This is a genomic window from Rhodococcus sp. ARC_M5 (assembly GCF_022810405.1).
GTDB classification, from domain to species: Bacteria; Actinomycetota; Actinomycetes; order Mycobacteriales; family Mycobacteriaceae; genus Rhodococcoides; species Rhodococcoides navarretei.
Map to the genome: position 1 here is coordinate 249365 of NZ_JALGQE010000004.1, position 20100 is coordinate 269464.

General features: G+C 64.8%; 19 protein-coding genes. 11 read left to right on the forward strand and 8 right to left on the reverse strand.

Annotated features, from left to right (window positions below; all coding sequences use genetic code 11):
* Positions 1–21 precede the first annotated feature (21 nt).
* The 6 genes from MTX34_RS08700 (at position 22) to MTX34_RS08725 (ending at position 6005) form a co-directional block, all read left to right on the forward strand.
* Positions 22–1002: an SDR family oxidoreductase gene (locus tag MTX34_RS08700; RefSeq protein WP_243609121.1), complete on the forward strand. Its 981-nt coding sequence runs from the start codon at positions 22–24 to the stop codon at positions 1000–1002.
* The gene (locus tag MTX34_RS08705; RefSeq protein ID WP_243609122.1) at positions 999–1784 is read left to right on the forward strand and encodes an SDR family oxidoreductase; all 786 of its coding nucleotides are present in this window, start codon (positions 999–1001) and stop codon (positions 1782–1784) included. Before MTX34_RS08700 ends, MTX34_RS08705 begins: the two co-directional genes overlap by 4 nt.
* Before the next feature lie 12 nt (positions 1785–1796).
* Entirely contained in the window at positions 1797–2513 is a 717-nt protein-coding gene (locus tag MTX34_RS08710) for a TetR family transcriptional regulator (protein WP_243609123.1), read from the forward strand.
* A gap of 129 nt (positions 2514–2642) precedes the next feature.
* Positions 2643–3278 carry a VOC family protein gene (locus MTX34_RS08715; RefSeq protein ID WP_243609124.1) on the forward strand — a complete coding sequence of 212 codons (636 nt, stop codon included), beginning with the start codon at positions 2643–2645 and terminating at the stop codon, positions 3276–3278.
* A 28-nt stretch (positions 3279–3306) separates the two neighbouring features.
* Positions 3307–4233 carry a fumarylacetoacetate hydrolase family protein gene (locus MTX34_RS08720; protein ID WP_243609125.1) on the forward strand — a complete coding sequence of 309 codons (927 nt, stop codon included), beginning with the start codon at positions 3307–3309 and terminating at the stop codon, positions 4231–4233.
* The gene (locus MTX34_RS08725; RefSeq protein ID WP_243609126.1) at positions 4230–6005 is read left to right on the forward strand and encodes an FAD-dependent monooxygenase; all 1776 of its coding nucleotides are present in this window, start codon (positions 4230–4232) and stop codon (positions 6003–6005) included. The genes MTX34_RS08720 and MTX34_RS08725 overlap by 4 nt, the downstream gene beginning before the upstream one ends.
* On the opposite strand, the gene MTX34_RS08730 is transcribed toward MTX34_RS08725, so the two are convergent.
* The gene (locus tag MTX34_RS08730) at positions 5987–6754 is read right to left on the reverse strand and encodes a tryptophan-rich sensory protein (protein ID WP_243609127.1); all 768 of its coding nucleotides are present in this window, start codon (positions 6752–6754) and stop codon (positions 5987–5989) included. The two genes, MTX34_RS08725 and MTX34_RS08730, sit on opposite strands and share 19 nt — an antisense overlap.
* A gap of 111 nt (positions 6755–6865) precedes the next feature.
* On the opposite strand from MTX34_RS08730, the gene MTX34_RS08735 reads away from it, so the two are divergent.
* The 3 genes from MTX34_RS08735 to MTX34_RS08745 are packed head-to-tail and all read left to right on the forward strand — an operon-like array spanning position 6866 to position 9148.
* Entirely contained in the window at positions 6866–8074 is a 1209-nt protein-coding gene (locus MTX34_RS08735) for a S9 family peptidase (RefSeq protein ID WP_243609128.1), read from the forward strand.
* Positions 8068–8958: an alpha/beta fold hydrolase gene (locus MTX34_RS08740; protein ID WP_243609129.1), complete on the forward strand. Its 891-nt coding sequence runs from the start codon at positions 8068–8070 to the stop codon at positions 8956–8958. The genes MTX34_RS08735 and MTX34_RS08740 overlap by 7 nt, the downstream gene beginning before the upstream one ends.
* Positions 8959–8965: 7 nt before the next feature.
* The gene (locus tag MTX34_RS08745; protein WP_243609130.1) at positions 8966–9148 is read left to right on the forward strand and encodes a VOC family protein; all 183 of its coding nucleotides are present in this window, start codon (positions 8966–8968) and stop codon (positions 9146–9148) included.
* A 218-nt stretch (positions 9149–9366) separates the two neighbouring features.
* Here MTX34_RS08745 and MTX34_RS08750 read toward each other — a convergent pair whose 3' ends face one another.
* From MTX34_RS08750 to dcd, 7 genes are all read right to left on the reverse strand, one after another.
* On the reverse strand, positions 9367–10482 hold the full coding sequence (locus tag MTX34_RS08750; protein ID WP_243609131.1) for a fused (3R)-hydroxyacyl-ACP dehydratase subunits HadA/HadB: 1116 nt from the start codon (positions 10480–10482) through the stop codon (positions 9367–9369).
* Positions 10483–10532: 50 nt separating this feature from the next.
* Positions 10533–11501 carry an Hsp70 family protein gene (locus MTX34_RS08755; RefSeq protein WP_243609132.1) on the reverse strand — a complete coding sequence of 323 codons (969 nt, stop codon included), beginning with the start codon at positions 11499–11501 and terminating at the stop codon, positions 10533–10535.
* 136 nt (positions 11502–11637) lie between these two features.
* A complete protein-coding gene (locus MTX34_RS08760; protein WP_243609133.1) occupies positions 11638–11925 on the reverse strand; it encodes an ANTAR domain-containing protein in 288 nt (95 codons plus the stop codon).
* Positions 11926–12075: 150 nt separating this feature from the next.
* Positions 12076–13191: a hypothetical protein gene (locus MTX34_RS08765; RefSeq protein ID WP_243609134.1), complete on the reverse strand. Its 1116-nt coding sequence runs from the start codon at positions 13189–13191 to the stop codon at positions 12076–12078.
* 81 nt (positions 13192–13272) lie between these two features.
* Entirely contained in the window at positions 13273–14715 is a 1443-nt protein-coding gene (locus MTX34_RS08770; protein ID WP_243609135.1) for a CYTH and CHAD domain-containing protein, read from the reverse strand.
* Positions 14716–14770: 55 nt separating this feature from the next.
* Positions 14771–16321 (reverse strand): Hsp70 family protein, encoded by a 1551-nt coding sequence (locus MTX34_RS08775; protein WP_243609136.1) that lies wholly within the window; start codon positions 16319–16321, stop codon positions 14771–14773.
* A 154-nt stretch (positions 16322–16475) separates the two neighbouring features.
* Positions 16476–17054 (reverse strand): dCTP deaminase, encoded by a 579-nt coding sequence (dcd, locus tag MTX34_RS08780; protein WP_243595178.1) that lies wholly within the window; start codon positions 17052–17054, stop codon positions 16476–16478.
* 140 nt (positions 17055–17194) lie between these two features.
* Here dcd and MTX34_RS08785 point away from each other — a divergent pair, with 140 nt between their 5' ends.
* Positions 17195–17908: a hypothetical protein gene (locus tag MTX34_RS08785; RefSeq protein ID WP_243609137.1), complete on the forward strand. Its 714-nt coding sequence runs from the start codon at positions 17195–17197 to the stop codon at positions 17906–17908.
* Positions 17905–20019 carry an Rv1355c family protein gene (locus tag MTX34_RS08790; RefSeq protein ID WP_243609138.1) on the forward strand — a complete coding sequence of 705 codons (2115 nt, stop codon included), beginning with the start codon at positions 17905–17907 and terminating at the stop codon, positions 20017–20019. The genes MTX34_RS08785 and MTX34_RS08790 overlap by 4 nt, the downstream gene beginning before the upstream one ends.
* Positions 20020–20100: the final 81 nt, after the last annotated feature.

Below are 20100 nucleotides of genomic sequence, written 5' to 3' on the forward strand. Positions count from 1 at the left end.
CCCACCCGTCAAGGAGGTCCGATGATCACGGTTACCAGCGCTGCAGGCGGAGTCGGACGACTACTCGTCCGACGACTGGCCACACGGAATGTGCCCATTCGCGCGGTCGTGAAGAACGAGAGTCAGGCTGCGACCACCCGCCGGGACGGAGCGACCGAGGTCGTCGTGGGCGATCTACGGTCGGTCGAGACGCTCGACAACGCACTGGCCGGGACCGACGTCATCTACCACGCGGCACCGACCCAGGTCATCGACGAAAGACCGATCATCGAGCACCTGATCGCCTCGGCACCGGCACAGGGGTTGCAGCACATCGTTTTTCACTCCGTGATCCATCCGGACCTGCATCAGCTGACGCATCATCACCAGAAAGACATCGCCGAGGGACTGTTGCGTGAGAGCGGAATCCCCACCACTGTGCTCAGACCCTCGCACTACATGCAGAACTACCTGGAAGTGTGGGAGTTCCTGCAGGCCGGGGTCATGCCGTATCCGGTGTCACCGAACAGCGTCATGGGCGTCGTCGACCTCGCCGACGTTGCCGAGGCCGCAGCGAACATTCTGATCGAACCGTCGCCGCACACCGGTCACACGTACGACCTGTCCACCGTCGAACTCACCCGCCACGAAATGGCCGAGATCTGGTCTCGAGTACTGGGCCACCGGGTCACCGCCGTTCGGATCCCACCGTCGTCGCTGACGAACTCGCTGAACGTACTGCCGTCACTGGCTTCGGTCGTCGGACACGCACTGCAGTCGACGAAACTGAACTCCATCGGTCACCTCGTTCGCGGTGCGCAGGCCGCATCGAACCCTCGCGACATGAAGAACTGGCCGGCAGACGCACGTGAGGCGTACCGCACGATGATGGCCCACTACGACCAGCACGGTCTCGCGGCGGGAGACCTGACGGTTCTGCCGACACTCCTCGGACACGAACCCACGTCCTACGAGGAGTTCGCGCGGCGCTCCAGCACAGAGTTCGGACGCTCGGACCGATGAGCCGCAGAGCTTTTCGATACAGTCCGGGCCGCTCGTTGGTGACCGGCGCAAGCTCGGGAATCGGAGCCGAATTCGCGCGCGCCCTGGCCGCCCGCGGCTCCGACCTGGTACTCGTCGCGCGGCGAGGGGACCGGCTGACAGCATTGGCGGAGAAGCTCGAATCGACCTACGACGTGCGCTGCCGAACCGTGCCCTGGGACCTGTCCGAGTCCGCGAGTGGCCGCCGGCTACGCGAGATCGTGCCGGAGCGCATCGATCTCGTCGTCAACAACGCGGGATTCGCCGTGCAGGGACCGTTCGCCGACGGCGACGCCGACGACTTCGAGCGCCTCGTCGCCGTCGACATCCGTGCTGTGGTGGACATCTGCTCGGCCTTCCTCCCCGACATGATCGCCCGAGGAGAGGGCACCATCGTCAATGTCGCCAGTACGACTGCGTTCCAACCCGTCCCGACTCTCGCGGTGTATGCGGCCGCAAAAGCGTTCGTGCTGAGCTTCAGCCAGTCCCTCTGGTTCGAGTCGGCACAGCACGGCGTCAGAGTGTTCGCACTCAACCCCGGCCCCACCCACACCGAATTCTTCGACGTCATCGGTGACTCGGCCACCGCCACCGGCACCTACCAGACACCGGCCGACGTGGTCGCCACCGCCATGATGGCGCTCGACTCCAAACGATCTCGGCCGCATGTTGTTTCGGGACGTCGCAATTCACTACAAGCGGCGATGGTGGGTATCGTCCCCGCACGAGTTCTGCTACCCGCCCTCGCGCGCATGCTCCACTAGACTGTCACGATCATGGCCAGGGTCTCCAGATTCACACTCGACGATCGCAAGGAAGCGGTGGCGCGCGCATTCGGTGGCTCCGAGAGCCCAGCGGCCGTCGCGTCGTCCCTGGGCATTCACACCACCACGCTGTACCGCTGGGCCGGGTCGTCCGCCACGGAGGAACCCGGGCCCGCACCGGCACGACTGATCGAGGCCACCCAAGAACTACTGCGGCACGCCGACTACGCGGACATCACGATCGAAAGTGTCGCTGCCCGATGCGGTCTCGCGCCGAGAACGGCCTTCCACCACTTTCCCAGCAAACGCGAACTGTTCCAGGCTGCAGTCGACGACGCCGCCACCGTGCTGATCGAGCGCATCGGTGAACGGTCTGCGGATGCCGGCTGGCCGGACACCCCACTCGAGCAGTTGCAGACATTTCTGCGAATAGCTGCCGAAAGCATCTACGAGACGCCGCGCACGCACGTGCTGTTCCGCAATCTCGGAGTCCCGAAATCCGAGGGCACAGCGGAGCGTTGGCACGACAGCTTCGTCGATGCCATCACCGAACTACTCCGCGCCGCAGCCGAGGCGGGGCAGATCGACCGCAACACCGACCTGCCCGTAGCAGCGCGCCTCCTCACCGGGGCCATGCGCGGCATACACACGGCAGTGTTCGACGGTGCCGATACCGACACCGCCCTGACGCTCGTCGGGCGTGTTCACCTGCTGATCCCACCCGCCTGATCCCCACGCGCCTCAACTGGGGCCCCGGTCGACGCGAAAATTCGACTGACTGTCAGTCAAATTATTGACTGGTAGTCAAAGTAGACATAATCTGGATCACACTTCGCGATCACGACGAAAGGTCGATTCATGAGCGCACAGCAGGATGCACCGGCAACCACGACGCCCCGGGTCGCGCCCGACTACATCGCGCACTGGGTCGTCAAGTCGGCTCGCACCGAGGAGATGGTGCGCTGGTACGGCACGGTGTTCGGTGCCGAGATCGCGTACCAGGACGACGAGATCACGTTCTTGACCTGGGACGACGAGTCACACCGACTGGCGATCATCGCCGTACCGAAGCCCGTCAAGTTCGTGTTCCCCTTCGCCAAGCTGCGACGCAAGGCCTACGGCATCGACCACATCGCCCTGACGTTCGTCTCGCTCGAACGACTGCTGGAGAACTACGTGCGGCTCAAGCGCCTGGGCATTCTTCCGGTGTGGTCCATCAACCACGGACCCACGATCTCGCTGTACTACGAGGACCCCGACGGCATTCGGCTCGAGTTCCAGGTGGAGAACTTCGACCCGGACAACACCGCGGCCTTCTTCTTCACCGAGGAATTCGCGCGCAATCCCATCGGCGTCAACATCGACCCCGACTACCTCCTGAGCAGGCTGCGCAACGGAGCCACTCACGAGGAGCTGCGGCAGCGTGAGGCGGGCACGAGGCCCGGCCGGCCGGTGGTCGCCAACAAAAAGACCATCACTCCGAAAACTTTGTGACCGAACTTCTGGGGGGAGATCGAACATCATGCCTATCAACATCATTCGGACCGAAGACAGCTGGTGGCGACTCGACGGCGATCAGGCCGTTCGGATCGACACCGATGCCCGGACCACACGTGAGCTTCTGGCCGACCGCGCGGCCATCGATGCCGCTTCGGGAGCCGGCACGAACGTCGCCGAGCTCGAACTCGTCTCGCCCATCACCGCACCGTGCCGAGTGGTGGCGCAGTTGCTCAACTACCGTTCGCACGCGATCGACGCCGGATCGGACCCGAAGACGCTGCAGCCGACATTCTTTCGCAAGTCGTCCGCGTCGATCAGTGGCCCGAACGATCCCATTCGACAGCCACCGGAGGTCGCGCTGCTCGACTACGAGATCGAGCTGGGCGTGGTGGTCGGTGCCGATATCCCCATCGGGACGACGGTCACCGACGACAACCTCGGTTCCTATGTCGCCGGCTTCGTCGTCGCCAACGACGTCTCGGCTCGGGAGATACAGCTGACGAAAGTGCAGGTGTACGAAAGCAAGTCGTATCCCACCTTCACCCCACTCGGTCCCCGATTGGTTCTGCTCGACAACGACGAGTTGCGTCGACTGCCCGAGCTACGCATGACGTTGGCCGTCAACGGCGAAACCCGACAGGACCAGACGATCGGCAACGATCTCATCACTCCTCCCGCCGACGCCTTCACCCGACTGGCCCGTTTTCAGAACATGACCGCAGGCGACGTTCTGCTGACCGGAACGCCGATCGGCACCGCGATCTCGGCCCCACCGAAAGTGATTCAGAAGATCGGCGAGCTCATTCCGCCGGCACTGAAGTGGAAGTTCTTCTTCGCGCGCCAGGCCAAGAACCCGAAGTATCTCTCGGTGGACGAGGTCGTCACAGCCACCATCCGCACCCCGGACGGCTCGATCGATCTGGGTACCCAGGAAACCATCGTCCGATGAGCAGCCCTGTCGTCATCATCGGTGCGGGGCCTGCGGGTACCACCGCAGCGCTTCTGCTGGCACGCAGAGGTATTCGCACCGTACTGCTCGAGCGTCGAAGGAGTCCGCTGTTCCATCCGGCGGCCCACGTCATCAATGCTCGAACGCTGGAGATCTGGAACGAGTACAGCCCCGAACTGGCCAAGTCGATAGCGGCGATGTCGCCTCCGCACGACCAGGTGAACTTGATCAGCTGGTACGGCGACTTGGCCGGTGACGCCATCGGGTCCATCGATCTGCTGTCCGATCCCGAACGCAAAGCCGTCGTGGAAAGCCAGAGCCCCTACATGGTTTCGCACATCGGCCAGCACATCCTGATGCCGGCGCTGTGGGACGCAGTCGACGCAGAACCGCTGATCGAATTTCGACGCGGAGTCACCGTGGACTCGGTCGAATCGACTCCCGGTGACGCCCGTGTCGCCTTCCGAACGGCGATGGGCCACAACACCGAGGTGCGTGCCCCGTACGTGCTGGCCTGCGACGGTGCCAACAGCGTCACCCGGGATGCCGCGAGGATCTCGCTGACCGGGCCGGTACTGGCCAACATGGGCAGTGCCTTCTTCACCTCCACCACACTGTTTCCCGACGACGCGCGTCCGTTGTTGAGTTGGATCTACACCCCGGACCTGTGTGGGGTGCTCATCTCGCATGCGGATCATCGCTACATCCTGATGACGGCCTACCTCCATCCCGATCAGGAGATCGCGAGAGACGGCCGTCGTTTCTGGGAGACGACACTTCCGAAGGTGTTGGGATCCAACGACTTCGAGCTGGAGTCGACCGGAACCTGGGTGATGACCTCGCAGACGGCGGACAGCTTTCGACGCGAACGTCTGCTGTTGCTCGGCGATGCTGCCCATCGCTTTCCGCACACCGGCGGCTTCGGTCTCAATTCGGGTGTGCAGGATGCACACAACCTCGCGTGGAAGCTCGACGCCGTGCTCTCGGGCGCGGCTGCTCCGGAGCTGCTGGACACCTACGACACGGAGCGCCGCCCCGTGGTGGAGAAATTCGCCGAACAGAGCGTCGCCAACCACTTCCGGATGGACGACATCGGCAAGCGGGTGGGCATCACCAACGCCATGCTGGCCAAAGCAACTCAGGCCATGGGGCGGGCTCCACTGAACAAGATCCCGGGCCGACTGATCGCGCCCCTCGCGGCCGCAGCAACACGCAAGCAGATGAGCCGATCGCGAAGCCTGCGCCCGGATGCCCCCGGATCCGCGAAACTCCGCGCCGAGATCGCGGCGGCAATTCCCCTGCAGTTGGAGCACTTCGTCTCCACCGGACTGCAATTCGGCTACCTCTACGCCAGTCCGCTCGTCGCGCAGGACGCGTCGGCGAAACCCACCGAGGACGTGGTCGATTACGTGCCCACCACGTACCCGGGCGCACGGATCCCGCACGCCCTTGTGTCGGTCGACGGTCAGCTCGTGTCACCGCACGACGTACTGGACCCGAACATGCTGACGCTGTTCACCTTCGACGGTTCCGCGTGGGCACCAGCGGTGCAGGAACTCGGTGACATACGGCCAGGCATCGCACTCGTCGTCATGGACGTACCCGTCGGCGTCGATCGAGAGGAGCTGATATCGCTGTACGAGGTAGGCGAGACCGGAGCCGTCCTCGTCAGACCCGACGGTCATGTCGCCTGGCGTGCAACCAATTCCTCGGCTCTGCTGTCCGACTTCCTGAGCACGCGTTGGGGAAGCTACTACGCCGCGACGCTCTGACGGCCGGTAGCCCGCTGTGATCGAAGTCTGATCCCCACGGTCGCCAACGCGACGACAGAGGCGGCGAGCACTGCAGTCCGTCCGACCGTCGTGTTCGTCACCTCTCCCGCCAGACGACCCTGTGCCAGCCACGCCAGGCCCCACACGATGGCAAGCATCGGCGCGATCGCCCCGCCTGAATACCGGGCCAGCAGTACCCCGACGGCAGCTGCGACGACGAGCACGGCAATCGCCCAGATCGTGGCGGCACCGGTTACACCGAGACTCACCAGCCATGCGGAGATGTTGGCGATTGTCGCCACGCACACCCACCCGAGGTAGAGGCCCATGGTGCCGTCGGTGATCACCGCGTCGGCGACTCCCTCCGCTCGATGCTGCTGCATCAGCACGAACACGCGGACGAGCACCGCCAGCAAGGCGACGATGACCACGACGCTCAGCCATACCTGGCCGAACTGAATCGCGAGAATCCACGCCGGATTGAGCAACATCGACGCGATGATCGGTGCTCGCAGGGCGTCGTGACGTGCAGTGCGCCCGGGAAGGAACTGCCAGACGGCGTACACGATCAGTCCGGTGTAGATCACCGACCAGATGGAGAACGCAGGCCCAGCGGGTGCCACCAGCGTCGACGTGGCACTGAGCGCTCCGCCGGCCGCCTCGGCGATGGGCGTACCGATCCATGCGCCGGAGCCGAGAAACGACACCACAACCGCTACGACCGCACTGACGACGACACCGATCTTCATGGCTGGGATAGTCCCCCGAAAGCGGAAGAGGCAAACACGGCTGCTGGGCGGGGGTTGCTGCGCAACTCCAGCGGTCGGCCACCTGTGAGCTCGTTCTGGTAGACACGCGTTGTGCTTTCCTACTCCCGATCGATGTCCGCTGCCGCCTGCTGCCTTGCAGTGGCCGTGACCGTGGGATGCAGTTCGACGCCCTCGCAGCCCGTCGCCTCGTCGACCACTGCCTCGACCACCTCACCGGCCCCCGAATACGACCTGACGGGTGTGCCGGGCACCGTTCTCGATTCCGAGGACTTCGGTGAGCGATCCGCCGAACTCTCCAACACGGGTGCCACGATGTACCGATTCGTGTACGAGTCGACGTCGGGCGTCGACAACTCCCCCACAGCGGTCTCCGGGGTGGCAGCCGTTCCCGCAGGAACCCCGCCCGAGGGCGGGTGGCCGATCGTCGTCTACGGACACGGCACCACCGGCGTGGAGGCCGATTGCGGACCCACCCTATATCCGGATCTGCTCGGATATCAGTTCGTGGTGCAGGATTTCACCGCACTCGGGTACGTCACCGTGCTCCCCGACTACCAGGGCCTGGGCACCGGCGGCGGCACCCATCCGTACCTGGAACCGCGAACCGCCGGAAACAACATGATCGACGCGGCTCGCGCAGCGCACACCGCATTGCCCGACGTGTCCACTCGCTGGGCCGCGGTCGGTCTGTCGCAGGGTGGCCAAGCAGCCTGGGCTGCAAACGAACTCGCCGCATCCTACGGTCAGGGCCTGGACCTGGTGGGGTCGGTGTCACTGTCGCCGCCGACCGACCTGACGCCCCTGGTTCGGTCCGCTGAGGACGGAACCTTGACCAGGCCGCAGAAGGAACTGATGCCGTACTTGCTCTACGGCGCGCAGCACGTGGACCCCGCGATCGACCCGAAGGACTACAGCGGCAGCGTCGCCGAGGCCAACAGCGAGCTGCTGCTCACCTGCCAGGGCGGAGACATCGAGGGCAAGGAACGAGCAGTCCAGGCAATGGCACCCGACGAGTTCGCAGCCGACACACCGGAATTGGAGCAACGACTGCTCGACGTGGTGGGCCGCTACACCCTCCCGCAAGTGCGGACCGAGGTGCCGATGTTCGTGGCGTACGGCGCGAAGGACGACGTCGTGCTGCCGCAGTGGACTGCCGACGGCGTCGAAAAGGCATGTGCCTTGGGTGATTCGGTCGTCGCGCAGGAACAGCCCGAACAAGGTCACGACGTCAGTGACGAAGCGGCCATGCAGTTCCTCGCCGCCGTGTTCGCCGGCCAGTCGGTGCCCAGCACATGCTGACGAGCGGCTCCGAAACGGAGCGAATCACCGAGTACACCCACGACGGCCTGGTGTTCGATGTCCTCGACCAGGGACCGATGGACGGCCCGGTCGTGTTGCTGCTGCACGGATTCCCCGAGCGGGCATCGTCGTGGTCCGCAGTGATGGCGATACTCAACGACGCAGGCATGCGAACGATTGCACCGGATCAGCGCGGATACTCGCCTCGCGCCCGGCCGCGGCGGCGTCGGGACTATCGCGTCGGTGCACTGGTGGGTGATGTGATCGCCTTGATCGACCGCATCGGACGGCCGGTTCACGTGGTCGGACACGACTGGGGCGCGAACATCGCGTGGGTCACCGCGGGCCGCCGACCCGACCTGGCGTTGTCGCTGACGGCATTCTCGGTTCCCCACCCCGGCGCGTTCATGACCGGCCTGCTCAGCTCGAAGCAAATACTGCACTCCTGGTACTTCGCGTTCTTCCAACTGCCGATACTGCCCGAGAAGTGGATGGCGCGCCCAGGCCAGAGGGCCGAAAAGTGGTACGAGAGAAGCGGTATGACTGCCGACGACCTGAAGCGTACGCGCACGGAGATCGTCGAGTACGGCGCGCTTCCCTTCGCTGTCACCTGGTATCGCGGACTGCCGTTCTCGAACCCGGGCATCGGTCGCCTGCGCATCACCGTCCCGACCTCGATGGTGTGGAGTGACGGCGACACCTTCATCACCCGTTCCGCCATCGAGAATGCCCAGCGATACGTCGATGCGGCGTACACACTGACAGTCCTGCCCGGCATCTCGCACTGGATTCCAACGCAGGCATCGAGAGCGGCCGCAGCCGCAATCCTGACCAACGCCGAACTCGCAGTTATGCAGGACTTCAGGCCCGATTCGTCTGCATAACTGCGAGTTGGATGCGCTGTTGCACCTGGACTTTCGCGTCGACACTGTCGAACAACTCGACGAAGAGCACTCGCGCGCACTCGAATTGGGGGCGCGGCTGTTGCGGGATCTGCGAGACGATCCAGAAGAGCCGATCCGAATCTATGCCGACCCGGCCGGCCACCCCTTCTGCATCTTCGTGGGGGGATGAACCCAGCGCACATCCACGCCCCTCGCATGAATTCACGCCCGCTACACGGGGCGTGGATTACGACGAAGGGCGTCTATGCCGCTACACCCTGCCGATCAGCTCCCCACACTCGGAAACCCGACGCCACACATCTACGCCCCTTATCGGAATCCGCACCCCCTGCACGCGGTGCGGATTCCTGACCGGGGCGTAAATCCCCACACCACGGCCGCAGGCACTCAGCCCAGTTGCACTGTCGCGGTAGCGCGGTGACCGAAGATTCGCTTGCCCTCGAAGGTCGCGCCCAGAGAGATGACCGCTGTACGCGTCGCCTCGTCCTTGGACTTGATCTTGCCGGTGAAGACGATCTCGGCGGCCTTGTGGGTGTCCACGGGAATGGGGGTGGTGAAGCGAACGGTGTAGTCCTTCACAGCGCCCGGATCGCCGAGCCACTCGCTGATGTAACCGCCGCCGACGCCCATCGTGAGCATTCCGTGCGCCAGCACGTTCTCGAGATCGATCATCTTGGCGAACTTCTCGCTCCAGTGAATCGGGTTCGCGTCGCCGGCAACGCCCGCGTAGTTGACCAGGTCGCCACGAGTGAGACTCACTGTGCGCGAGGGAATCTCGTCGCCAACGTTCACCTCGTCGAACTTCTGCTTCGGCTGTCCCCGGTACTCCTCGACGATCAGCGGCTCGTGCTCCTGCGGAGTGGACAGAGTGTCGTGCTCACTCGAATCGGCACTGCTGGTATCGGTCGTCGCACCGAACATCACGATATTGCGAGCTGCCTCGGCGATAGCCGGATCGATCTCACCGGACCGGCCGACGAGCAAGGTGGTGTACGTGGTCTGCACCAGTTCGTTCTTCTGGTTGGACACGACGTTCTTGGTGACCATCATGTCGCGACCCATGACCGTCTTGAACGAGTCGAGCGAAACATCGCACGTCAGTTGGTCGCCGGCGAGGATCGGCTTCTGGAACACCAGCACCTGATCGGTCTGCAGGATCTGGCTCAGGTCGTAACCCTCCGCGATGGACTGGAGAAGCTTCTTCTGTGCAAGAGTGCCGACGAGCGACATGAATGTCAGAGGTGCAACGAGAGCACTGTGACCCAGCGCGGCCGCGGCGTCGCCGTCCCAGTGCGCGGGGTGGAAGTCCTGGACGGCCCGGGCGTATTCACGAACCTTCTCCCGACCCACCTCGTAGTAGTCCTCGGTGCGGTAGTGATAGCCGACCATGCTCCGAGCATGTTCCGCCGGATCGAATGCTTCCGCGCCGGGTGCTGCCGTACCGGACTCCGCTACCTGCTCTGCCACTGTTGTCCCACCGTCTCGTCCCCTGCTGTTCATCATTACCCGAGAAACCTACCCAACAACGGCGTTCGTTGGCCAGGCCGGCGGGTTCAAGCAGAACGGTGTCGCGGAGCGTCGTGGTATCCCACCATTCCCACCATCGTGGCCTGTGGGTACGGCACTGCGTCGGCGATCGTGGCTCCGCGCGGGCGGTGCCGACGCGAGGCGACGGCGTCGACCGCCATCAGAGCGGCGCCGTGCGCGGTGAGGGACTCGGGATTCGCGGGTGCAACGACCGGCAGCATGAGATCGCGGCGGAACAGGCGTCGAAGCGACGGGATGTTGGCGCAGCCGCCGACCATCACCAGAGCGTTCACGGCACAGGGCGCGTCGACGATGACGCTGGCGACCCAGTCCTCCAACGACCCGATGCTGCGCTCGAGCACATCGTCGAAAGTATTGCGCCACAACCTCACCGGACCACCGATGAACGGCCCGGCGACCTCCGCCACGCGCAGTCGGGAGAGCTGTTCGCGTGCCGTACGGGTGGAGACCATCAACTGCGCTCGGGCGTGCTCGGACGCCAGCTCGTCCGCACCGTACGTCGAGAGCAAGTAGCGCGAGATCTGCTCGTCGCAGCTGTTGCCACCGAACAGGGTGGTGCGCACCGAAGTGAAGACCGTTCCGGTTGCCGGGTCCGCGACGGACATCGTGGTCCCGGATGCGCCGACGTCACAGATCGCCACGGTACGAGCGCCCTCGAGCTGGCCGGTGCCGCGCAGATACCGCAACTGAGCACCGAGTTCCGATGCGACCAGCAGGCGGTCGGCCTCGTAGGTGGAGTAGGCGGACGTGCGCGCGCGAGCACCGGGATCGTCGGGCACAGCCAACACGATGTCGGTTCTCTCGACCATCTGATCGCGCGACATGGAGTCCAACAGATCGAGGGCGACCTGCAGGTGGTCGTCGGGATCGAAGGAGTGGACGATATGGGCCGACCGTACCGACTCGTCGACCGCATCGACGGCGACCCCTCGGGCAGTGGCGGAACCCACCGAAACACCAAGGACTGTTCTCATGTTCCCTCGCCTCGACTGGCTACTCCGACCTGCCGATACTAACCGCCGAACCGTCTTCTGGACAGCATTTATGGCATCTTGGTGAACTTATGGTTTGTTTTGGGAGAGGTAACAAGAAAGAGCAGCGACTTCTGCGTCAGGCGACGTGATCGAAGGGGTCGCGACGGACGGCAAGCAGCGAACCCCACTCCTCCTGCGCCGACGTCATCGCAGCACAGGCGACACCGTTGGCCGAGTCCATTCCACGCGCCGCCGCGACGATCGAACGAGCCGACTGCACCAGCGACACATCGAAACGAAAGCTGTGGGCCGCCAATTCGGCGAACGCTTCGTCCGGACTACAGCCACGCAGCGCGATGAGAACACCCACCGCCCTGTCGATGGTCGTGCGGGTCACCGGTTCTGCTGCGGGATTGTCGGTCATCGGATACTCACCGTCTACTGGTCGATCACTCGATGGTAGCGACGCGTGAGCAGAAGTTCAGGTGTGCGAGTCGAATTCACATACCCGTCACGAGAAGGACTTGTCGAAGTATCAAAACCACTCGCTCACAATGGAATCAGCGAATCGATGTCACTCGACCGAATCCTCCGACGGGCCTGCGTCGGCGGTGGGATCGGTGATGGTGGGCTCGGTGGTGGGGGGATCGGTGGTGGTGGGCTCGGTGGTGGGGGGATCGGTGGTGACGGGATCGGTGGTCACCGGAACTTCGGTGGTCGGCTCGGACGGGTCCGTCGACGGAACCTCGGGGTCGGGGTCTGGCTCGGGCTCGACGGTCGGCGATTCTTCACCGCTCGAATCGCCGCCATCGGTGTCACCGCCGGTACCCCCTTCCGGTCTTCCGCCGGCCGGATCTCCCTTCCCCGAATTGCCGCCGCTACCCGAATCACCGCCGCTCGACGGCACCTCGCTGCCCGGAGTGACGACCGGACCCGTCGGCAGTACTTCGCTCCAGGTACCGACCGGGAGCGGCCCGTACACGGGTGACTCGAAGAGCGCCGTCTCGGCCGGTGGACTCGACACTGCACCGACAGAATCGGCGACCACCACCAGCGGCGGAGACCCGGTTGCATTGCTTCTGCTCGACGGCCGCTCGGCGACATCGTTGACGTCAGCGGTGTCGACCACGCTGTTCTGCGTTTGACCGACAGCCGTCAAGGCCCAGACCGTGGCTCCGCTCAGCGCGGCGAGAACCGCGACGCCCAGAGCGATCATCGTCAGTCGCGCGCTGCGTGGGGTGTCGGACGCGTCTGCCTCGGCACGACTTCCGTCACCATCGCCCGGCGCGGGGCCGTCGGATACCGTGTCGCCCCTCCAGACGGCGGGGCCGGTCGCGATACCGATCAGCGCCGCTGCGATTCCCAACGGAACCTCGTCGTTCAACCGCGGATCTCCGGCGTCCACCACCCCGACATCGCCGACCTGGTGGGCAGCCAAGGCGGCGCGAACTATCCCGCAGAGCGCGATGCTGTCGCAGACCACCGCAGATCCGGCGATGAGCAGGTCGTTCTGGGCCGCCTGCACCCTCATGATTCCGAGCATCGTGGTGACGGCGTCACCGACACCGCCGGGAGCCGCGGCGACGGACACAGTGCGAGCGGAGATGGGCCCTAGTTCGGGCAGGTCGGCCTCGACCAGAACAGCCGACACTTCTTCGACACCGACGTGTACGCCGAGCGCTATGGACATGGTCGTCGACTCCCCCGAATTCGATTCGGGCTCAGAGTACACTTCGAGCCCCTAATCGGGGAAACATACTGTTTTTGTCGGTCAGAACTCCATCGCGCTCGCCTCGCTTCGGGCCGCCTCTGCAGCGCGACGCTCGCGCTCGAACAGCAGCCCGAACGTGAATCCGTTCTCTCCCGTGGTCGTCCCCGCCCTCGCACCGAGTGTTCGCAGAATGTCCGCAGCGATCACCGCGTCCTGATGCTCGCCGAGTACTTCCTGAATCGTTTTGAACCGCTTGATGTTCGTCTTCGAGGTTTTCTTGTCCATCACCGGCGCGACCAACTCGGCCGCATATCGAGCTCGCTTCGACGCCTTCCGTGCGCGATGCAACGCCTCGTCGTCGGTGCCGCGCACAGCGGTCCTGGTGCGATCGACGGCCTTCTTCCCGGCCTTGCGCGCGAGTTTGACCAGCAGGCGGTCGCTGACCTCGCCGTCTATCGGCAACCTCCGCGACCACGCCGACACCGTCGTGAGCAGTTCGCGGTAGCGTTCGCCGTCGAGTTCGGTCATCGCCGTCTCGCGATACCTGATCTGCTCGGCCAACAGGTCGTTCTCGATGCGCGACGCCACCGGGCCCAACACGAGTTCGGGCGGCAGTTCACGCAGCGCCGCCGCGAACCGAGCGCGCTGCACCTGCCGATCTCGCACCTCACCGAGAATGCTTGCATACCAAGCCAGTTCGGCATCCAGGTGCGCTGCGGGCTCGTCCTCGAACACGCTCCCGAACACCCGGAGGGTACTGCGGTACCGCCGAATCGCCACCCTCGTGGAGTGGATCGGATCCAACCCTCGGCGCAGGTACACATCTCCCGCGACGATTGCCTGTGCCTGATCGTCGAGGTAGTTCATCAACAGCTCTATCCCGGGTTCGGCCGGTGCCTGACGCACCACCGACAACGCCCGATCCAGCTTCGACGGGTGTGCCGACGGCCGCGCTCCGGCAGCGCGGAGCGTCTTGCCTGCCTTCTTCAGGAAGGACTCCGAGCCGGCGGGCCCGAGCTCCACCTCGACCTCCCGCCAGCGCGGACCGGTCGCGCCGCCGATGAGAACCACGGACACCTCGTCGTCGGCGATCTCCGCGACCACGGCTCCGTCGGCGTCGGACACCGTGTGGATGGTGCGATGGGTGGTCAGTGTCGCGACCGCGGACAACTCCCCACCCATCACCGCGCCCCGAAGCACGTCGCTCAGCTCGTCCGGGATTGCATCGTGCGCGCCGCTGCCGAGCGGGAGCCGAATCTCCGTCCGCGCCTTCTCTGCCGGGACCTTCGCATGCCAGCCGTTGTCGGAATCACCGGTGCGACGCCGCACGGTGATTCCGCGGCGCAACAGATCGTGTCCGACGGTATCGAAGTACTCGCTGCTCAGATCGGTCTCACTCGGAATCAGTGCGCCTCCGTCCGGCACCAGTGAAGCGAGAGTGGGCAACTGGAAATCTGCGTCGACGTCGAACTTGTCTTCGCGCTCGGTCTGAATCGACTCCATATCGCCCATCCTGCCTCGAGTGCCGGGGCCGGTGTCGTCGGAAACTACAGACCGGTCAGCGCCGCGGTATGCCGAAGTCCGGGAACGGAAGATCGAACGGCCGAGTCGATCGCGTCGTGGTCGTCGCACGCGTGGTCGTCGCACGGGTGGTCGTCGCACGCGTCGTGGTCGGCTGCGCGGTGGTGGGACGAGTGGTCGTTGCGGGAGGCACCGCCGTCGTCGGGCCAACTGTCGCCTGGTCGCGGGTGGGCCGCTCGGGGGCCGTCGACTCCTGGGCCACGGAGGGGGCACCGGTCGTGGCCACCGCTCGCCGGGCCGTTGTGCTGGTCACCGGATCCGTCGTGGTCGGCACCTCGGACGACGACGTTGCCGACGCACCGATCGGCGCGGAAGGCGTCGCCGTCGTGGTCGCGAGCGGCAGCGAGGATGCAGTGGACGCGGCGGGCGAACCGTCGGCCGCCGGAACCACCGACTGCGAGCGAGCGATCTGCGAGGAGTCCTGCGAGGAATCGACGGACGGCACCGGATCGTCACCGCTGGTTCGCGCCGCCGCAGCGACCATGGTTCCGGCTACGGACACCGCGACCAGCGCCGCGAGCGCTCCACCGAGATGCCGAGACTTGTTGGCCCTGGTGGTTCGCCTGGACGAGGTGTCGCTGTGCCTGGGGCGTTTCGAGACCACCGCGCCGGGGGCAACAGCGGCGACTTCGAACTCGTCGGAGCCACGCTCGACGGCGGGGAACCGATCGGTGAGTGCGTCGCGCGGCGTCGGCGCAGGCCGCAGTCCCGCGGTTCGGGCGATTCCAGCGGCACCGTGCGCCGCCAACAGTTCCGGCTGCTCGGGGACGTAGACCGGCATCGACACCGCGTCGAACAGGACCTGCTGGACGATCTGCATGTTGGCTCCGCCACCGACCGCGACGACCGCGTCGATGTGAATGCCCTGCGCGCCGACGGCGTCGAGCACGTCGACGGCCATCGAGACGGCTCGGTGTACGGAATCTCGGACGAGCTCGTCGAGATTGCCACGCCACAGCGATACACGTCCGCCGACGAACGGTCCCAGGATCGACACGCTGCGGAGTAGGGAGAGTTCGTGTTTTCCGTTGCGAACATCGTGCACGAGTTGTCTGCGAGCCTCGACCGTCAACGCCTCGGCTGCCCCGAACGTCGAGATGAGCTGCTCGCACAGCACACGATCGCAGTCGTCGCCGCTCAATTCGTCCGTTCGACGCGCTGCGAGAACCCGCCCGCTGTCGATGTCCACGACGGACACCGAGGTACCGGACGCGCCGACGTCGAACAGAGCGACACAACGCTCACCTGCCAGTACACCCGTCTCGCGCAGCGCGCCCAGCTGGGCACCGAGTTCCGACACGAGCATGACGCCGTCGGAGAAGTCCTGGTCGTACGCCGTTCTGGGGTCGCTCTCGCGCAGCGCGAGCACCGGAAAGTGGTGGCCGGACGCGTACTCGGTCGCCAGATCGTGCACCGAGGTGATGACGGTGTCCCAGGGATCGGGGGCGAGGCCGTTGGGTGCGGGTTGCGACGCGACCGGCTCGTGCACTTCCAGCACGACACCGGGGTGGCCGTCATCAGTGATCACACTGCGGAGACCACTCGACCCCAACGAAGCACCGGTAACCGCGGACACTCGAAACCTCGCTCTGGTAGGCCCCAACCCACGTGAGGTCTCCAGAGTAGCGTCACAACCGTACGTTCACCACGTTTCGGTGCGGCGAAACAAACTACACGATCGTCTAGTCGACGCTCGACCGAACGAAATTCAGGTATGCCTTCGATGGCGTCGGCCCGCGCTGACCCTGATACTTCGACCCCACGGCGGCACTGCCGTACGGATTTTCGGACGGCGACGACAGCCGGAACAGACACAGCTGCCCGATCTTCATGCCCGGCCACAGCGTGATCGGCAGATTGGCGACGTTGGACAATTCCAACGTGATGTGGCCGCTGAAGCCCGGATCGATGAAGCCTGCGGTCGAATGCGTCAGTAGACCCAGCCGCCCGAGCGAGCTCTTTCCTTCGAGCCGGCCTGCCAGGTAGTCCGGCAGCGTCGTCAGTTCCAGCGTCGAGCCGAGTACGAACTCACCCGGGTGGAGAACGAACGGCTCGCCGGCCGCGGGCTCGACCAACGTCGTCAGCTCGTCCTGCTGCAGCGACGGATCGATATGGGTATAGCGAGTGTTGTTGAACACCCGAAAGAGCTTGTCCAGCCGCACATCGACACTCGACGGCTGAACCATCGACGGGTCGAAGGGTTCGATCGCCAAGTTGCCCAGGGTCACTTCGGCACGGATGTCACGGTCGGAGAGCAGCACCTCTGCAGGCTACTGGTCCCCGACGGTCTCCCGCGACACACCCGAGCCCCGATCTCGACGTGTAGCTCGGCAAAAGAAAAGCCGGACAATCTGAAGGCGCAACCTTTCGCATTCTGGCAACTCCTATCAGGAAGACTGACATGACAATTCCATTCGACGTCCCCTCGTACTGGGATCACCGATCCCAATGCCTCGTTCTGGCCACCACTCCTGCTGAGAATCCAGCTTTGTGGGCACAATTCCTGGACGGCGCAGAAGAAAGCTACATGCGACACGGTGTTACCACTGCACTCGAAATGTCGACCATTCGTGACGGCGGCACCACTGCACTGTTCTTCGCCGCACTCGACCGAACCGGACACATAGTCGGCGGGGTACGGGTGCAAGGGCCGTATTCCTCGGTCGACCAATCGCACGCACTGATCGAATTCGCCGAATACCCCGAAGGCCGTCGCCACGTGCACACCATGCTCGACGAACGCATCGGCTACGGAGTCGTCGAACTCAAGTCTGCGTGGGTCGCTCAGGACGCACCCCGTGGCCGTGCCGTCACGGCAATGATCGCGGAGTCCCCCGCCTACAGCGCGGCGCTGCTCGGCGCGCGCTACGCCCTGGCTACCGCGGCCTCCCACGTCCGAACCGCATGGCTCGGCACCGGAGCGGTCATCGCCACCCAGATCGCGCCGATCCCCTACCCGGACGATCGCTACCGAACCGAGGTGTTCTGGTGGGACAGAACAACAATCGCCTTCAATGCCGACCTGGCCACCTGGCGCCGGATGCGGCGCAACACGGTCACCCTGCTCGCACACCGCCGCGCAGCCGTCGCACTCCCGGAAGCAGTCGCATCATGAACAATCGAACCACATCCGGCCACAGTTGGAAGCCTGTGATATTCGACGAGACGGACGCCACACAGCGCGCCGCCCTCGACGAACTCAGACGCGACCCGACCCTCACATTCCTCGATGAGCGACCGACGCAGAGAATGGGGTTGCAGTCACTTCTACCCAGCCCTGAGCAGAGCCTTCTCGACGAAAGTGACAGGTGGGTCTTCTTTCCGTGGCGCAGAACGGTGGTTTCGGTTCTCGGACCGAACTCGTTTCGACACCTCAGACTCGACAGAAACAGGAACAAGATAACCCTGGCCGAACAGAATTCCTTGGGAGATCTCACGATAGGAATCATCGGCCTCAGCGTCGGACACTCCATTGCCCACACCCTCGCACTCGAAGGGATATGCGGGACGCTTCGCCTCGCCGATTTCGACGAGATCGAACTGTCCAACCTCAACAGAATTCCGGCCTCCATCCTCGATCTCGGTATCAACAAAGCAGTCGTCGCTGCCCGACGCATTGCCGAAATCGACCCGTATCTACGCGTCGACATCGCCCAGGACGGAATCACCGACGACACCATCGACGAGTTCTTCGACGGACTGGACGTGCTCGTCGAGGAATGCGACTCCCTCGACGTCAAGGTCCGCGCCCGCGAAGCAGCCAGGTCACGGGGCATCCCGGTGCTGATGGAGACCTCCGACCGCGGACTGCTCGACGTCGAACGGTTCGACCTCGAACCCGACCGCCCGGTGTTCCACGGCGTCCTCGGCGAGATCGACTCGACCAGCCTGCAGGGGCTGAGCACCCGCGACAAGATCCCGATCGTGCTCGATCAGCTCGACGCCTCCCTGCTCTCCGCCCGGATGGCCGCCTCGATGGTGGAAGTGGGTGAAACGATCGAGACCTGGCCACAATTGGGCGGCGACGTACAACTCGGCGGTGCGACCATCGCCGCCGCTGTTCGACGCCTCGGCACCGGAGCACCACTGCCGTCCGGGCGCATCCGCATCGATCTGGACACCCATCTCGACGCCCTCGCGCCACCGACACCGACGCGTCCAGCGCGGTCGACGATCGACACTCACCACACCTCCGTCGATGCCGACGCACTGATACTCGACGCGGCCGGCCGGGCACCGTCCGGTGGGAACAGTCAGCCGTGGACGTTCACGCGCGACGGACACACCGTGCGGATCGGCGTGGACAGAACGCGAACCTCGACCCTCGACATCGACTTCCGCGGCAGCTGCGTGGCAGTGGGTGCCGCGGCCTTCAATGCGCGGGTGGTGGCCACCGCACAGGGCAGGCTCGCCGGTACGGACATCACCGAGTACGGAGTCGCGATCGCGCTGCGCGAGGGCGACCCACACCCCGTCACCGATCGACGCCTGCTCGACGGGGTTCTGACGCGGTGCACCAATCGGAACATGGGCACCGGCGCACCCCTGGACGCGGATATCGCCGACGACATCGCCGCTGCGGCGGAAGCAGAAGGCGGACGGGCCGTACTGCTGACGGCACCCGAATCCATCGCCGCGGCCGCGGATATTCTCGCCGCTGCCGACCGAATCCGGTATCTCACACCGCACCTGCACCGAGACATGTTCTCCGAGTTGCGCTGGCCTGGAGATCTCGATCCCGATCGGGGAATCGAGGTCTCCACGCTGGGAATCGACGACGCGGACCTGTCCAAGCTCGAGATCGTCAAGCGACCGGACGTGATGGAGCTCGTGCATGCCTGGGGCGCAGGCGCGGCTCTGGAGAGCGACATACGTGATCGAGTGCTGTCGAGTTCGGCACTGGCAGTCGTCGTCGTGCCCGGATCGACGGCCGAGCATTACATCAGAGGAGGATGTGCAATGGAGAACGTATGGGTAACTGCACATTTGCGCGGACTTGCGGTGCAACCCGTTTCCCCCGCGTTCCTCTACGCGCACACCGCGGCCGAGCATCGGCAACTGTCGCCGCATCACGCAGAAGCGTTGCAGCAGTTGAATTCTAGGTTCCGGATGCTCTTCGACCTCGCCAGCGCCGACTCCATGGCACTGGTGTTGCGGCTGAGTTGCGCCCCGAAATCCACGATTCACAGCCGCAGACTTCCTGTTTCGGCGTCCGTCTCGGGGTAGAGTCCGCCCGAAGACCAGGGGGAACAGTCCTGCACTGCGTCTACTCAGAGGCGGGAGTGGAGTCCTGGAGAGCACACAGAC

Excerpts from the sequence above, each read along its gene's own strand:
- MTX34_RS08785 (WP_243609137.1), top strand. The coding sequence starts at position 17,195 with ATGACAATTCCATTCGACGTCCCCTCGTACTGGGATCACCGATCCCAA.
- MTX34_RS08700 (WP_243609121.1), top strand. The coding sequence starts at position 22 with ATGATCACGGTTACCAGCGCTGCAGGCGGAGTCGGACGACTACTCGTC.
- MTX34_RS08740 (WP_243609129.1), top strand. The coding sequence starts at position 8,068 with ATGCTGACGAGCGGCTCCGAAACGGAGCGAATCACCGAGTACACCCAC.
- MTX34_RS08755 (WP_243609132.1), bottom strand. The coding sequence starts at position 11,501 with ATGAGAACAGTCCTTGGTGTTTCGGTGGGTTCCGCCACTGCCCGAGGG.
- MTX34_RS08715 (WP_243609124.1), top strand. The coding sequence starts at position 2,643 with ATGAGCGCACAGCAGGATGCACCGGCAACCACGACGCCCCGGGTCGCG.
- MTX34_RS08720 (WP_243609125.1), top strand. The coding sequence starts at position 3,307 with ATGCCTATCAACATCATTCGGACCGAAGACAGCTGGTGGCGACTCGAC.
- MTX34_RS08790 (WP_243609138.1), top strand. The coding sequence starts at position 17,905 with ATGAACAATCGAACCACATCCGGCCACAGTTGGAAGCCTGTGATATTC.
- MTX34_RS08765 (WP_243609134.1), bottom strand. The coding sequence starts at position 13,191 with ATGTCCATAGCGCTCGGCGTACACGTCGGTGTCGAAGAAGTGTCGGCT.
- MTX34_RS08705 (WP_243609122.1), top strand. The coding sequence starts at position 999 with ATGAGCCGCAGAGCTTTTCGATACAGTCCGGGCCGCTCGTTGGTGACC.
- MTX34_RS08725 (WP_243609126.1), top strand. The coding sequence starts at position 4,230 with ATGAGCAGCCCTGTCGTCATCATCGGTGCGGGGCCTGCGGGTACCACC.
- MTX34_RS08770 (WP_243609135.1), bottom strand. The coding sequence starts at position 14,715 with ATGGAGTCGATTCAGACCGAGCGCGAAGACAAGTTCGACGTCGACGCA.
- MTX34_RS08760 (WP_243609133.1), bottom strand. The coding sequence starts at position 11,925 with ATGACCGACAATCCCGCAGCAGAACCGGTGACCCGCACGACCATCGAC.
- MTX34_RS08710 (WP_243609123.1), top strand. The coding sequence starts at position 1,797 with ATGGCCAGGGTCTCCAGATTCACACTCGACGATCGCAAGGAAGCGGTG.
- MTX34_RS08750 (WP_243609131.1), bottom strand. The coding sequence starts at position 10,482 with ATGATGAACAGCAGGGGACGAGACGGTGGGACAACAGTGGCAGAGCAG.
- MTX34_RS08730 (WP_243609127.1), bottom strand. The coding sequence starts at position 6,754 with ATGAAGATCGGTGTCGTCGTCAGTGCGGTCGTAGCGGTTGTGGTGTCG.